The sequence below is a fragment of the Kitasatospora sp. NPDC056783 genome (genome assembly GCF_042789895.1).
In the GTDB taxonomy this organism is placed as follows: Bacteria; Actinomycetota; Actinomycetes; order Streptomycetales; family Streptomycetaceae; genus Kitasatospora.
This window is the reverse complement of sequence record NZ_JBHUAF010000227.1, coordinates 1-13,783: the sequence shown is the minus strand read 5'-3', so window position 1 is coordinate 13,783 and position 13,783 is coordinate 1. Positions and strand designations below refer to the sequence as shown.

Here is a 13,783-nt window from a genome sequence, read left to right as displayed (position 1 = left end):
GTCCGGGGCCCTCGGCGTGCTCCTCTCCGGCCGCCCCACCCCCTTGTCGCGTACCCGACCCTTCGTCTTTGCCAAGGCTTAACCACTCGATATTTGACACTCTGAAGTATCGCCTGCAAAGTTACTTCAGTTCATTCACTATGTACGGGAGGAAGCAACCGTGAGTGAGGCACCACAGCCCACCACCGCGGCCGAGAAGCAGAGCAGCGCCCGGGTCCTGCCGGCCCTCATCCTGGCGATGCTGTCGTTCAGCGTGGTACAGACCGCGGTCGTCCCGATCCTGCCCTCGCTGGCCAGGGAACTGGACGTCTCCGCCTCCAGCGTCACCTGGCTGATGACCGCCAACCTGCTCTCCGCAGCCGTGCTGACTCCCCTCCTGGGCCGCTTCGGCGACCTCCGGGGCCGCAAGCCGATGCTGCTGATCTCGCTGGCCGGTCTGGTCGCCGGTTCGGCGCTCGCGGTCAGCACCCACTCGTTCACCTGGCTGGTCGTGGCCCGCGTCCTCCAGGGCGCCGGCGGTGGCGTGCTCCCGCTGGCGATCAGCATCGTCCGCGACGAGCTGCCCAGGCAGAAGGTCACCGGCGGCGTCGCCGCCATCAGCGCCTCGATGGGCGTCGGCTCCGGCCTCGGCCTGGTCGCCACCGGTCTCCTGCTGGAGCACTGGAGCTACAAGTCGATCTTCTGGATGGGCCTCGTCTGCGGCCTGCTCGCGATCGCCCTGGTCGCCTTCCGCGTTCCGACCGACCCGGTCACCGACAAGGAGGGCGGCGCCGACCCGCTGGGAGCCCTCACCCTGGCCGGCTGGCTCTCCGCCCTGCTGGTCGCGGTCAGCCAGGGCAACCACTGGGGCTGGACCTCCAACAAGACCCTCGGCCTGTTCGCCGTCGCCGCCGTGGTCGCCCTGGTCTGGGGGATCGTCGAGACCAAGGTCGCGCACCCGCTGGTGGACATGAAGATGATGGCCCGCCCGGCCGTCGCCTTCACCAACCTGGCCGGCCTGCTGATCGGCTTCGGCATGTACGGCTCCTTCATGGTCATCAGCAACTTCGCCCAGACCCCGGAGAAGCTGGCCCACTACGGCTTCACCGCCACCGTGCTGCACGCCGGCCTCCTGCTGCTGCCGTCCGCGATCGGCTCGATGGTCGCCGCCCCGGTCGGCGCCCTGCTGATCGCCCGGCGCGGCCCGCGCCTGCCGCTGGTCCTCGGTGGCGTCCTCGGCGCCGTCGCGATGGCCTACCTGGCCGTGCGGCACGGACACGAGGCCGACATCTACACCGCCTCGGCGATCTTCGGTCTCGGCGTCGGCCTCGCGTTCGCCGCGATGCCGGCCTACATCAACGGCGCCGTCCCGGCCGAGCAGAGCGGCATCGCCAACGGCATGAACTCCGTGCTGCGCACCGTCGGTGGCGCGATCGGCACCGCCGTCATGGCCGCCATCCTGACCGGCGACACCCTGAAGCTGCCGCCGCAGATCCCGCTCTCGCTGCCCACCCTGGACGCCTACAAGCACGCGTTCTGGACCGCGGCCGTCGTCTGCGTCGTCGCCGGCGTCGTCCCGTTCCTGATCCGTAGCGCCACCTCGGCCGCCACCGCGACCGTCGTCGACGGCTCCGCCCGGCAGGACTCCAGCCCCGAGCTGGTCAAGACCGACGCCTGACGAGGCGTCCGGCCCCCGCGCTCAGGGACAGGGCGCGGGGCACCCGGCCTCCGGACGTCGCGAGGGCATCACGAACGTACGGAGCCGGCACCGTGATCGGCCCCACCCGGTACTCCCCATCGGGTGGGGCCGTTTTCGCGCCTCAGTCCCCCCGGTCCGCCCGTGGGCCTCCGTCGACCCCGTCGGCCTCACCCTCACCCTCGCCCCGGCGCAGCGGCAGCGGCCGGGACGCTTCGAGCGCCGGGTCGTCCACCGCGAAGGTCCGCACCCTCCCCCGCTCGCTCCACGGCGTCTCGAACCGCACGGTGACCCTCCCGACGCCGCTGCCCTGCACCCACCCCGGACCGAACTCGGCGTGCCGGACGTCCTGGCCGGGCATCCAGCGCCGCACCACGACGGCCTCCGGTCTCTCCTCCGCCCGCTCCGCCTCGGCCGCCACCTCGGCGTGCTCCGCGGCCTCCTCCCGGAGCGCCTGCGCGAACAGGTCCTCCTGGGTGTAGTCGGCGAGCTGGGTGACGCCGACACCGAGCAGCCGGACCCCGCCGGTGATGTCCACCTGTTCGGCCAGCCGGGACGCGGTCGCGGTGATCACCGCCTCGTCGTCGGTGGGCCCGCCGAGCGTCTCCGAGCGGGTCAGCGTCGAGAAGTCGAACCGCCGGACCTTGAGCACCACCGTCCGCCCCGAGCGCCCGGCCGCCCGCAACCGCCGTACGCACCGGGCAGCCAGCGTCTCCACCTCGCGCAGCACCCGGTCCCGGTCGGCCAGGTCCACCTCGTAGGTGTCCTCCACCGACACCGACTTGGCGTCCTGGTCGGCGATCACCGGACGATCGTCCAGGCCTATGGACATCTGGAAGATCCCGGCGCCGTGCGCCCGCCCGACCAGTTGCACCAGCTCCGCCTCCCCCGCCTCCGCGAGGTCGGCCACCGTGGTCAGCCCGGCCCGGCGCAGCACCTGCTCGGTGGCCGGACCGATCCCGGGCAGCGCCCGCACCGGCATCGGGCCGAGCACCGCCCGCTCCTGCCCGGGCTCGATCATGACCAGCCCGTTCGGCTTGGCCTGCTCCGAGGCGATCTTGGCCATCAGCTTGGACCCCGCCGCCCCCACCGAACCGGTCAGCCCGGTCAGCCGCTCGATGTCCGCGCGCAGGTCCTCCGCCAGCGCCAACACCAGCCGCTCGCCGGTCTCGTGGTCCGCCTCCAGCAGCGCGGGGCCGTAGGGGCCGGCCTCCAGGTCCACGAAGGCCTCGTCCAGGCTGAGCGGCTGCACCAGCGGGGAGAGCTGCCGCAGCAGCCCCATCACGATCTCGCTGTTCTGCCGGTAGGCCTCGAACCGCCCTGACAGGAAGGCGGCATTGGGGCAGAGCCGGCGCGCCTGCGCCATCGGCATCGCCGAGTGCACTCCGAACTTCCGCGCCTCGTACGAGGCCGTGGAGACCACCCCGCGCCCGCCGAGCCCCCCGACCACCACCGGCTTGCCGCGCAGGCTCGGCTTGGCCGCCTGCTCCACCGCCGCGAAGAAGGCGTCCATGTCGAGGTGGATGATGCTCGGCAGAGATCGCACCCGCCGATCATCGCGTACGGGTCCGACAGTGCGTACGGAACCCGGCCGGGAACCCCGCGGCCGGCCCGGGGGCTACTCCTGCGCGGCCTCCGCCAGCGCCTTCGGGATGCCGTCCTCCTCGGGCCCGAGGAACAGCGGGTCCGGCCGCAGCCAGGCGTTGACCGCCGCCTTGCCCGCCCCGGCGACCTCCCTCAGCCCGCCGTAGAGCCAGGTCGCGTCGTGCGGCTCCGGCACCCCGACCGCGTACGAGCGGATGCCCGCCGCCGCGCACAGTGCCAGTGCCCGGCGGACGTGGAAGTCCTGGCTCACCAGCACCGCGTGGTCCACCCCGAAGATCCGGCGCGCCCGGGTGCAGGAGTCCCAGGTGTCGAAGCCGGCGTAGTCCCGGACCACCCGGTCCGCGGGCACCCCGTGCTCGGTCAGGTAGGTGTACATCGCGTCGGGCTCGTCGTACTCGACCCGCCCGTTGTCCCCGGTCACCAGGATCGCCCGCACCTTCCCCTGCCGGTACAGGTCCAGGGCCGCGACCAGCCGGTGCTCCAGGTACGGCGAGGGCCGGCCCTGGTACAGCCCGGCGCCGAAGACCACCGCGACGGGCGCGGCGGGCGCGCTCTGCACCGTGCCCACCCGGTCCCCCGCCGAGAGCCACACCCAGGCACTCGGCAGCAGGGCCAGCGCGCTGAGCACCGTCCCGGCCTGGAACACCCTGCGCTGGGTCGGCCGCTGCCGCAGCCGTGCCCCCAGCTGCCCGGCCCTGCGCCTCGACAGCCCCGCTATCCCGGTGCCCACCCCCATGTGCCCTCCCTCGCTCACCTCCGACCGGGCTCGGTCGCGCCACCAGGCAACACGACGAGGCCGCGGCCCCGAACGGTTCCCCGTCCGGGCCCGCGGCCTCGTCGATCGGCTGTTCAGACCGCCCGGTTGCGCCGCTGCGCCAGCTCGTCGCCCGGGTCGTTCCCGACCAGGGTCTCGCCGGTGTCGGTGCGCTCGGCGTGCAGCCGCCCGAGGGTCAGCTCCAGTTCGCGCCAGACCGCCCCCACCGCGATGCCGAAGACTCCCTGACCGCCCTTCAGCAGGTCCACCACCTGCTGCGGCGTGGTGCACTCGTACACCGTCGCGCCGTCGCACATCAGCGTCATCCCGGCCAGGTCGGCCTGGTCGGCGGCCTGGAGGTGGGCGACCGCCACCCGGATGTTCTGCAACGAGACGCCCGCGTCGAGCAGCCGCTTCACGATCTTCAGCAGCAGGATGTCGCGGAAGCTGTAAAGCCGCTGGCTGGTCGCCGGGTACGTCGTGCGGACGCTGGGCTCCAGCAGCCCGGTCCGGGCCCAGTAGTCCAGCTGGCGGTACGTGATGCCGGCCGCCGCGCAGGCCGTCGGGCCGCGGAAGCCGAGGAGTTCGGATGTCGGGGCCAGCCGCTCGATGGCGGGCTGGCCCGGTTGCACGGCCGGGAACCTGCCCACCCGGGGCAGGTCCGTGACGGTACGAGCGGTGCGCGGCATGTGCACGGCGCACCGGCCGCCCACCGCCGCGTCATCGCCAATGCTGCTCATGCCTGCCTCCGTCCCTTGTGCTGCGGGCAATCCGACTGCGGGCATCGGCCACCCGGACAGCCACTCCTGACGGTAGGCAGTCCCCTATGACCCGTCAACGATCGCCACGCCGGGCCAGACAAACCACATCACTCAGGAGAGTGGTTTTTCGTGCCCCCAGTGTGGGTAAGTGGGCGTTTTTTGGCAAAACGGCGGGCCGAAAGGCCGAACGGCCGGCCCCCATCGCGGGCGGAAAGCCCGGGACCGGGCTACTGCGGGCCGCCGCCCCCGAAGTCCTCGGGCGAGACCTGGTCGAGGAACTCCCGGAACTTCTCGACCTCGTCCTCCTGCTCGTCCGGGATCGCGATGCCCGCCTCGGCGAGCACCTCCTCGCTCCCGTAGATCGGCGTGCCGGTGCGCAGCGCCAGCGCTATGGCGTCGGACGGCCGGGCGCTCACCTCGACCCCGCCGGCGAACACCAGCTCGGCGTAGAACACGCCCTCCCGCAGGTCGGTGATCCGGACCTCGGTGAGCTGCTGGCCGAGTGCCTCCAGGACGTCCTTGAAGAGGTCGTGCGTCAGCGGGCGCACCGGGGTCATGCCCTGCTGGGCGAAGGCGATCGCGGTCGCCTCGCCGGGGCCGATCCAGATCGGCAGGTAGCGATCTCCCCCGACCTCCCGCAGCAGCACGATCGGCTGGTTGGAAGGCATCTCCACTCGGACACCCACGACGTCGAGCTCATTCACACAGGCAACCCTATGGCTCCGCTCCCGGATATGAAAGCGCAGGGCCGACGCCGCTGGTCAGCGCGGTGCACCCGCCGCCCGGCGGACGTCGCGGCCGCCGGAGAGGGCCTTGGCCCCGTCCTAACCGCGGGTTCGCAGACCGGCCTGGACCATCGCCGCGTGCAGCCGCACGGACAGCGTCGCGAGTTCCCGCGCGGTGGCCTCCGCGTGCGCCCGGGTCTGCGGGTTCCGGTGTCTGCGCAGCGGCGCCACCACCTGCTCCACCAGCGCGATCTCGCGGTCCGCCGCCGCCTTCATCGCCCGCAGGTGCCGGGGCTCCAGGCCGTACCGGCCGAGCTCCGCGACCAGCCGGGCCACTTGGAGCGCCTCGCCGTCGTAGCCGCCGTCCGGGCCCGGCACGACCAGCCCGTAGGACTCCCACTCGGCCAGCTCCGGTTCTCCGGCCTCGGCCGCCGCCAACAGCTCGGCGCGCCCGAGCCGGACCCCGGACGGCGCCTCGCCGGCGGCCACCAGTTCCCGGTCCGCCTCCTCCAGCGGCCCGGGACGGGTGTCGGCGGAGGGCAGCGCGGGCGGGTTCTCGCCGCGCTCGATGGCGTCCAGGTGTTCCCGGATCACCCGCAGCGGCAGGTAGTGGTCCCGCTGCATGCGCAGGACGTAGGCCAGCCGCTCGACGTCGGCCGGGCTGAACTTGCGGTACCCCGAGGGCGTGCGCTGCGGCTCGACCAGCCCTTCCGCCTCCAGGAAGCGGATCTTGGAGATGGTGACCTCGGGGAAGTCGTCGCGCAGGAAGGCCAGCACCGCGCCGATGCTCAGCAGTTCGTCACCGCCGCGCCGGCGCCCGGCGGAACGCTCCGCCCGGACCGGTTGCCGCGGGCCCGCGACCACCCCGCGCCCGCCGCGGTCCGCCTGCGGACCGGACGGGGTCGGAGTGGTCGCCCCGAGAGAAGAGGAAGGGGTGTTCGTGTTCACTCGGGCTCCTGCCTGCGTCGTTTTCAGTACCCCCGGTGGTGGCCGGCGAAGAACACCAGCCGGTACTTCCCGATCTGCACCTCGTCGCCGTTGTTCAGCGCCACCTCGTCGATCCGCTCCCGGTTCACGTAGGTGCCGTTGAGGCTGCCCACGTCCGCGACGCTGAAGCCGGCCGGGGTGCGGCGGAACTCCACGTGGCGGCGCGAGACCGTGACGTCGTCCAGGAAGATGTCACCCTGCGGGTGACGTCCCGCCGTGGTGACGTCCGAGTCCAGCAGGAAGCGGCTGCCCGAGTTCGGACCGCGCTGGACGATCAGCAGGGCCGAGCCCGGCGGCAGCGCGTCGATCGCCGACAGCACCTCGGCCGACAGGGCCGGCGTGGCGCCGGTGCCGGTCGTGGCGGTCGGGTCGTACGACTCCAGGCCGGAGATGGAGATGGTCGACGTGGTCTCCGCCGCCCCCTCCGGGAGCAGGCCGCCGCGCAGCGCCGCCCCGCAGTTGGAGCAGAACCGGGCCGAGGCCGGGTTCGGGTTGGCGCACCGGGGACACGGAGTGGGGCCAGCCATGTTCACAGCCTCCTGGCGCGGCACACCCGACGGGTTGTGCCCGGCGTACGGATCCGGGGCAAACCCTCCACCAGAGGTTGAGGGTCCTGACGGGAAACCTATGCGCGGCTCGCCGGAGGGGTCAACCGACGCGCCGTAGCCCGCCTGATTCCCCGCGTACTGGGCGGCGCCGCCGTCCCGGTACAGCTGCTGTCCCGCGTACGACCCGGCCTCGGGGGCGGGGCGCATGCCGGGGACGGCCGGCTCGTCCTCGGGCCGGCGGTGACGTGCGGTGGGCGCCTCGACGGCGGCCGAGTTGCGGCCCTTGTTGCGACCGAACAACTTCGAGAAGAAACTCACGGGCGAATCCCCTTGCGTGTGACAGACCCGCCCGCGGGGCAGGGTGAGAACCTCGGACATGCTGCGAGCCCGGATGCTGCGGCTCGGGCCCGCCGGAGTGGCGCTCCGACGGCTGGTGCTGCGGTTGTTCCTCCGGAGCGTACCGGTGCGAACCAGTCTCGCCCATGTGACGGCGGCACCCCGCAGCGGGTACCGCCCGCCCTTGACGGGCCGTTCGTCGAGCGCCCCGTCACTTCGAAGCCGGCTTGGCGTACTGCGGCGACTTCGGGTCCACGAGGGCGTCGACGACCACCTTCTGCTGCTGGGCGATCGTCGCCCGCGCCTGGTTGTTCTCCAGGGTGCGGACGACACCTCCCGGGATGTTCAGCGCGGGTGTCAGGTCCTGCGGGTTTCCGACGACGGTGAACCGATAGGGCTGCGAGACCTTCTTCCCGTCGATCTGCACCCCACCGCCCGACAGGTCGGTGAAGTAGGTGTTGACCACCACGCGCACATCGTTGATCTGAATCGCCTCCGCCCCCGCCGCTCGAAGTTCTTGCAGGGTGTCCAGCAGCATATCCGCCTTCACCTGCCCTTGGGGATCATCGACCGTGAGTACGATGCCCGGACCAGTGGCTTTGACGGTACCGGCGAGCACGCCGAGCTCCGTCATCTTCTTCCTGGTCTGCTCCTGGGCCTCCTTGGCCTGGTTGGAGCTGTTCTCCAACTTCGCCAGGGAGCCTTCCAGCTCCGCCTTCTCCTGCTGGAGACGCTGCTGACGGCTGTCCAGTTCGTCGAGGATGCGCACCAGGTCCTCCTGGCGGGCCCCGCGCAGCTGACTGTGGTGGTCGTTGGTCGACCGTACCTGGATCGCCAGCGCCAGCCCGAGCGAGAACAGCAGCAGCGCCACCACCAGTTGCCCTCGGGACAGCCGCGGCGGCCAGAGCGCCGCCCTCAGGCGCCGTCGGCCCGCGTTCCGGTCCAAGGCGGACGGCTGCTCGGCGGGCTCGGGCGCGGGCTCCGCGGCGGGCGCGGGTCCGGGCTCCGTCTCGGAAACGGGCTCGGACTCGGGCTTCGTCTCCGGCGAGGCCTCGGGCTCCGGTTGGACCACCTTCGTCAGTCGGAGCGTCGGCTCGGACACCGGAGCGGCCTCAGCCTCGGCCTCGGCGTCGGAGTTCCCCTCCGACTCCTCCGGCGCCTCCGCAGCCCGAGCGATCCTCCCGACCGCCTCGGCAGCCCCGTCCGGCCCGGGCTCCTCGACCGTGTCCGGCTCGGGTGCCTCAGCGGCCTTCTCGACGGCCTTCCAGGCCGCCTTCCCGTCCGGTTTCCCGGCGGCCTCGTCGGCCCCCGCCGGCTCAGGCTTCTCCTCCGCCGCCCCGCGGCCCGGCTCAGGCACGGAAGACATGGCGCCGGATCGCGGCCGCGTTGGAGAAGATGCGGATGCCGAGGACGACCACCACGCCGGTGGACAGCTGAGAGCCGACGCCCAACTGGTCACCGAGGAAGACGATCAGCGCCGCGACCACCACGTTGGACAGGAACGAAACGATGAACACCTTGTCGTTGAAGATCCCGTCGAGCATCGCCCGGACGCCGCCGAACACGGCGTCCAGCGCCGCCACCACCGCGATCGGCAGGTAGGGCACGACGGCGTCCGGCACCTCGGGTTGGACGAAGAGGCCGACAACCACCCCGATCACAAGACCCAGTACGGCAATCACGGTCTGGCTGCTCCTGTCCCTGTCGTGGTCTTGGCGGTTCCGGTCGACGGATGCCGTTTGGGGCTCGGGCTGCCGCCGGTCGCGGCCGGCGGGGCCGACGCGGAGGCGGAAGGCTGGGCCGGTGGTGAGACGGACGCGCCGGGGCTCTCCGGGGTTCCGGCTCCGGCCGGCGGCGTACCGCCAGCCGGAGCGGTCGCCGTGGGCGCGGGCTCGGGCGCCACCGGCTGCGCGGTCCGCAGCGTCACGCCCACCGCCGCCGGCAGCGTCAGGCTCTTCTGCACGGAGAGCGTCGACTTGATGCCGTACTGCTCCTGCAACAGCCGCAGGTACTGCCCGGCCATGTCCTTCTCGAAGGCACTGAGGAGCTTGGCGCCGTCCCCGATCGCCTGGATGTTGTACGGCGGCACCAGCGGCCGGTTGTCCACCAGCACCGCTTCGCCCGCGGCCCGGATCGCGGACAGCGCGGTCAGCCGCTGGCCGTTGATCGCGATCGCCTCGGCTCCGGAGCCCCAGAGGCCGTTCACCACGAGCTGCAGGTCGCGGTCCCGCAGCCGGCCGCTGTTGGAGAAGCCCTGCCCGGCCCGCGGGTCGACGTTGCCGCCGTGGCCCGTGCCCGCCGCGTCCTCCAGGACCAGCTTCACGCCCGGCCCGGTGACCTCGCCCAGGCCCACGGCTCCGGTCAACCCGCCGGGATCACCGTCCCCGGACGCGAGCGCCTGCTGCTGCGTGCTGTCGACCTTGAGCCGCAGCTCCTGCACCTGCTTCTGCAACCGGTCGGCCGAGGTGTTGCTGTCGTTGATCCGGTGGATCAGCGCGTCCCGCTCCTTGACCAGCGTCGGCTCGGCCTTGTGCGCGTTCACGGCGCCCACCGTCACCACCGCGCCGACCAGGGCCAGCCCGGCACCCAGTGTGAGCAGTCCCGGCAGCGTGCCGGGCACCCGGCTGTCGCGGGCGCCGCCACGTGCGGCGGCGGCCTCCGCGTAGCCCTCGTCCAGGCTGTGGTCCATCACGTTGGTCAGCAGGGACATCGAGGCGTCCGGACGGTTGTACCGTCCGTTCGGGGCACTCGGCGTCGGCGTCGCTGGCATGGAGACCATCGTCCCATGGCCTCGAAGAGGCCCGTGCACGGGCCCTGAGCTGCACACACGCTGCACACATGACGGAAAGTGACGGATCGTTCCGAATGGCGTGAAAACGGACGGCGGGGCGCGCCGATCACTCCGCGCGCCCCGCCGTTCGAGGTCGTTCCGGGCTCAGGCCCGGACCTTGCTCAGGCCCAGCTCGTCACCGCCCCGCGCCGTCGACCACGGCCGCCCACTCGTCGAGCAGCGCCTCGGTGGCCTCGTCGTCGGGGCCCTCGGCCCACAGGTGGGTGACGGCCTCGGCCGGGTCCGGCAGCACCAGCGTCCACCGTCCGTCCGCCTCGACCACCCGGACGCCGTCGGTGGTGTCCAGCTGACGGCTGCCGGCCGCCTCCACCACCGAGCGCATGACCATGCCCTTGGCCGCCCACGGCGTCGCGATGTCCCGGCGCCGGATGTGCGCCTGCGGAATCCTCGCGTCGATCTGGCTCAGCGTGAGCTGCGTCCGCGCCACCAGGCCGACGAGCCGGACGAAGGCCGCGGCACCGTCCAGCACCCCGCTGAACTCGGGCACCACGAAACCGCCGCGCCCGTCCCCGCCGAACACCGTGCCCTCGGCGGAGGCCGCCTTCGCGAGGTCGTCCGGCGTGGTCGTGGTCCAGATGACCTGGGTGCCGTGGTAGGCGGCGACCTGCTCGGCGATCCGGGTCGTGGTCACCGGCAGCGCCACCTGCCCACTGCGCCGCTCGGCCGCGACCAGGTCCAGCAGCACCAGCAGCGCCCGGTCGTCGTCGATCACCCGCCCGAGCTCGTCCACGAAAGCGACGCGTTCACCCACCGGGTCGAACCGCACCCCGAACGCCGCCCGGGAGGAGGCCACCAGTTCCCCGAGCCTGGCCAGGCCCGCCCGGCGCTCCTCCGCGTCCTCCGTCGGCCGTGCCTCGTCCAGCCCGGTGGAGACGGTGAGCGCCTCCACCCCCAGCCGGCCGAGGATGCTCGGCAGAACGAGACCCGCGCTGCCGTGCGCGGTGTCCACGACCACCTTCAGCCCGGCCTCCCGGACCCCGGTGGTGTCCACCGTCCGCAGCAGGTTGCCCGCGTAGGAGTCGAAGACGCTGGACGGGAAGGTCAGGTCGCCGATCTCACCGGGGAAGGCCCGCCGGAACTCCTGGCGCGCGTAGACGCGGTCCAGCTTGCGCTGGCCGGCCTGCGAGAGGTCCGCCCCGCGCTCGTCGAAGAAGAGGATGTCGAGCGAATCCGCCACCCCCGGCGTGGTCCGCAGGAAGATCCCGCCCGCACTCCCCCGAGCCGTGTGCTGCCGGGCCACCGGCATGGGCACGTTCTCGAGGTCGCGGACGTCGATCGCGGAGGTCTGGAGCGCCGAGATCATCGCCCGTTTGAGCGCACGCGCACCACGCGAGTGGTCACGCGCGATGGTGACGGTGGCGCCCTTCTTCAGGGTCGTCGCGTACGCCCCCGCCAGCCGCACGGCCAGCTCCGGGGTGATCTCGACGTTCAGGACGCCCGAGACGCCACGCACCCCGAACAGGTGCTCCTGGCCGCGCGACTCCCAGATCACCGAGGTGTTGACGACGGCGCCGGCCTCGATGGTCTTGAACGGGTAGACCCGGACGTTCGCCCCGATGATCGACTCCTCGCCGACCAGGCACTCGTCCCCGATCACCGCGCCGTCCTCGATCCTCGCGGCCCGCATCACATCGGTGTTCTTGCCGACCACACAGCCCCGCAGATTGCTCTGCGGCCCCACGTAGACGTTGTCGTGCACCACCGCCTTGTGCAGGAACGCGCCGCGTTTGACGACGACGTTGCTGCCCAGCACGGTGTGCTCACGGATCTCCACGCCGGCCTCGACCTTGGCGTAGTCCCCGATGTACAGCGGCCCGCGGAGCACCGCCTCCGGGTCCACCTCGGCGCCCTCGGCCACCCAGACGCCGGGCGAGATCTCGAACCCGTCGAGCTCGACCTCGACCTTGCCTTCCAGGACGTCCGCCTGGGCCTTGCCGTAGCTCTCGTGGGTGCCCACGTCCTCCCAGTAGCCCTCGGCGACGTAGCCGTAGACCCGCTTGCCCTCCTTCAAGAGTTGAGGGAAGACGTCGCTCGACCAGTCGACGGACTCACCGGCCGCGACGTAGTCGAAGACCTCGGGTTCCATCACGTAGATACCGGTGTTCACCGTGTCGGAGAAGACCTGCCCCCAGGTCGGCTTCTCCAGGAACCGCTCCACCCTGCCCTCGTCGTCCGTGATCGTGATGCCGAACTCCAGGGGATTCGGCACCCTCGTGAGACAGACGGTGACCAGAGCGTTCTTGCTGCGGTGAAAGTCGATCAATTCCGAGAGGTCGAAGTCGGTCAGCGCGTCACCGGAGATCACCAGAAAGGAATCGTCCTTGAGCGCGTCCTCTGCGTTCTTGACACTCCCCGCAGTGCCCAGTGGCGTCTCCTCGTGGGCATAGGTCAGATGCATGCCCAACTCTTCACCGTCACCGAAATAGTTCTTGACCAACGACGCCAAGAACTGAACGGTGACAACGGTGTCGGAGAGACCGTGCCGCTTCAGCAGCCGAAGCACGTGCTCCATGATCGGCCTATTGGCGACCGGAAGCAGCGGCTTCGGCATGCTGGAGGTCATCGGGCGGAGTCGAGTGCCCTCGCCCCCTGCCATTACAACGGCTTTCATTACGGGTGCGTCCTCCTTCGCGGTGGTGGACCAGTAGGTCCATCAAAGCGTTCCAGAGGGATCTCTACCCGGAAGGTACCGTCCGACGCACCGATGGGGCGTGGGGCTTCTCTCAGATCACGTCTCAGACTGTGGACGCCGAGCCGGCGGAGGTCCCCCGGACGATCTGCCGCGCCTGAACCGCGTAGAGAATCGCGGCCCACCAGTACAGCGTGGCTCCCCACCAGATGAACGCCCAGCTCACCACTTCGGCCGGCCGGGCGATCCAGCTGTCGACACTGCCGAGCAGCAGGAGCGGAAACGCGTACATCAGATTGAAGGTCGCGGCCTTCCCCAGAAAACTCGTCTGGAGCGGGCCGTAACCGTGCCGGTTCAGAATCGGCAGCAGCGTGGCGATGAACGCCTCACGGGCCAACAGGACCGCGGTGAGCCACCACGGCAGAATCTCACGCCAGGTCAATCCGACCAGCGTGGAAAGCACATAGAGCCGGTCGGCCAGCGGGTCGAGCAACTGCCCCACCCGGCTGATCTGCCCCCACTTCCGGGCGAGCTTTCCGTCCAGGTAATCGCTGACCCCGCTCAATGCCAGGATCAACAGCGCCCAGAGGTCGTTCTTCGGACCACCGAACTCCGGCCAGAGAATGAGCCAAAGGAAGACCGGAACACCGACCAGCCGGCCCATGCTCAGCATGTTGGGGATGGTGAGGACGCGATCGGTCTGGACCCGCGTCTCCTGGACCTCCATTCGGGGGCCTCCTGTCCCGTGGACGACAATGCACATTGACCCTACAACAGAGAAGCCCCCGACCGGTTCCCCGGCGGGGGCTTCTCAAAGAATTGTTCGGCGGCGTCCTACTCTCCCACAGGGTCCCCCCTGCAGTACCATCGGCGCTATGAGGCTTAGCTTCCGGGTTCGGAATGTAACCGGGC

12 protein-coding genes and 1 rRNA gene are annotated in these 13,783 nt (G+C 71.2%); 1 reads left to right on the top strand and 12 read right to left on the bottom strand.

What is annotated here, in order from left to right:
• Positions 1-160 precede the first annotated feature (160 nt).
• Positions 161-1,657 (top strand): MFS transporter, encoded by a 1,497-nt coding sequence (locus ACFRMQ_RS26870; protein WP_380733211.1) that lies wholly within the window; start codon positions 161-163, stop codon positions 1,655-1,657.
• 142 nt (positions 1,658-1,799) lie between these two features.
• Here ACFRMQ_RS26870 and ACFRMQ_RS26865 read toward each other — a convergent pair whose 3' ends face one another.
• From ACFRMQ_RS26865 to rrf, 12 genes are all read right to left on the bottom strand, one after another.
• Positions 1,800-3,221, bottom strand: coding sequence for a DNA polymerase IV (locus ACFRMQ_RS26865; RefSeq protein ID WP_380733210.1), 1,422 nt, complete (start codon positions 3,219-3,221; stop codon positions 1,800-1,802).
• Positions 3,222-3,293: 72 nt separating this feature from the next.
• Positions 3,294-4,016, bottom strand: a complete 723-nt coding sequence (locus ACFRMQ_RS26860; protein ID WP_380733209.1) for a vancomycin high temperature exclusion protein — start codon at positions 4,014-4,016, stop codon at positions 3,294-3,296.
• 113 nt (positions 4,017-4,129) lie between these two features.
• The gene (locus ACFRMQ_RS26855; RefSeq protein ID WP_380733208.1) at positions 4,130-4,774 is read right to left on the bottom strand and encodes a MerR family transcriptional regulator; all 645 of its coding nucleotides are present in this window, start codon (positions 4,772-4,774) and stop codon (positions 4,130-4,132) included.
• A 248-nt stretch (positions 4,775-5,022) separates the two neighbouring features.
• Positions 5,023-5,499, bottom strand: coding sequence for a bifunctional nuclease family protein (locus ACFRMQ_RS26850; protein WP_030062493.1), 477 nt, complete (start codon positions 5,497-5,499; stop codon positions 5,023-5,025).
• A 120-nt stretch (positions 5,500-5,619) separates the two neighbouring features.
• On the bottom strand, positions 5,620-6,312 hold the full coding sequence (locus ACFRMQ_RS26845; protein WP_380733213.1) for a MerR family transcriptional regulator: 693 nt from the start codon (positions 6,310-6,312) through the stop codon (positions 5,620-5,622).
• A gap of 179 nt (positions 6,313-6,491) precedes the next feature.
• Positions 6,492-7,034, bottom strand: coding sequence for an FHA domain-containing protein (locus ACFRMQ_RS26840; protein WP_380733207.1), 543 nt, complete (start codon positions 7,032-7,034; stop codon positions 6,492-6,494).
• Between the two features lie 568 nt (positions 7,035-7,602).
• Positions 7,603-8,493, bottom strand: a complete 891-nt coding sequence (locus ACFRMQ_RS26835; RefSeq protein ID WP_380733212.1) for a DUF881 domain-containing protein — start codon at positions 8,491-8,493, stop codon at positions 7,603-7,605.
• Positions 8,494-8,740: 247 nt separating this feature from the next.
• On the bottom strand, positions 8,741-9,073 hold the full coding sequence (locus tag ACFRMQ_RS26830; RefSeq protein ID WP_030062488.1) for a small basic family protein: 333 nt from the start codon (positions 9,071-9,073) through the stop codon (positions 8,741-8,743).
• Positions 9,070-10,161: a DUF881 domain-containing protein gene (locus tag ACFRMQ_RS26825; protein ID WP_380733206.1), complete on the bottom strand. Its 1,092-nt coding sequence runs from the start codon at positions 10,159-10,161 to the stop codon at positions 9,070-9,072. Before ACFRMQ_RS26825 ends, ACFRMQ_RS26830 begins: the two co-directional genes overlap by 4 nt.
• Before the next feature lie 196 nt (positions 10,162-10,357).
• Positions 10,358-12,853 (bottom strand): sugar phosphate nucleotidyltransferase, encoded by a 2,496-nt coding sequence (locus ACFRMQ_RS26820; protein WP_380733204.1) that lies wholly within the window; start codon positions 12,851-12,853, stop codon positions 10,358-10,360.
• Between the two features lie 124 nt (positions 12,854-12,977).
• A complete protein-coding gene (locus ACFRMQ_RS26815; RefSeq protein ID WP_380733203.1) occupies positions 12,978-13,598 on the bottom strand; it encodes a CDP-alcohol phosphatidyltransferase family protein in 621 nt (206 codons plus the stop codon).
• A gap of 94 nt (positions 13,599-13,692) precedes the next feature.
• Positions 13,693-13,783: ribosomal RNA gene (rrf, locus tag ACFRMQ_RS26810) — 5S ribosomal RNA — on the bottom strand; the annotation flags it as partial.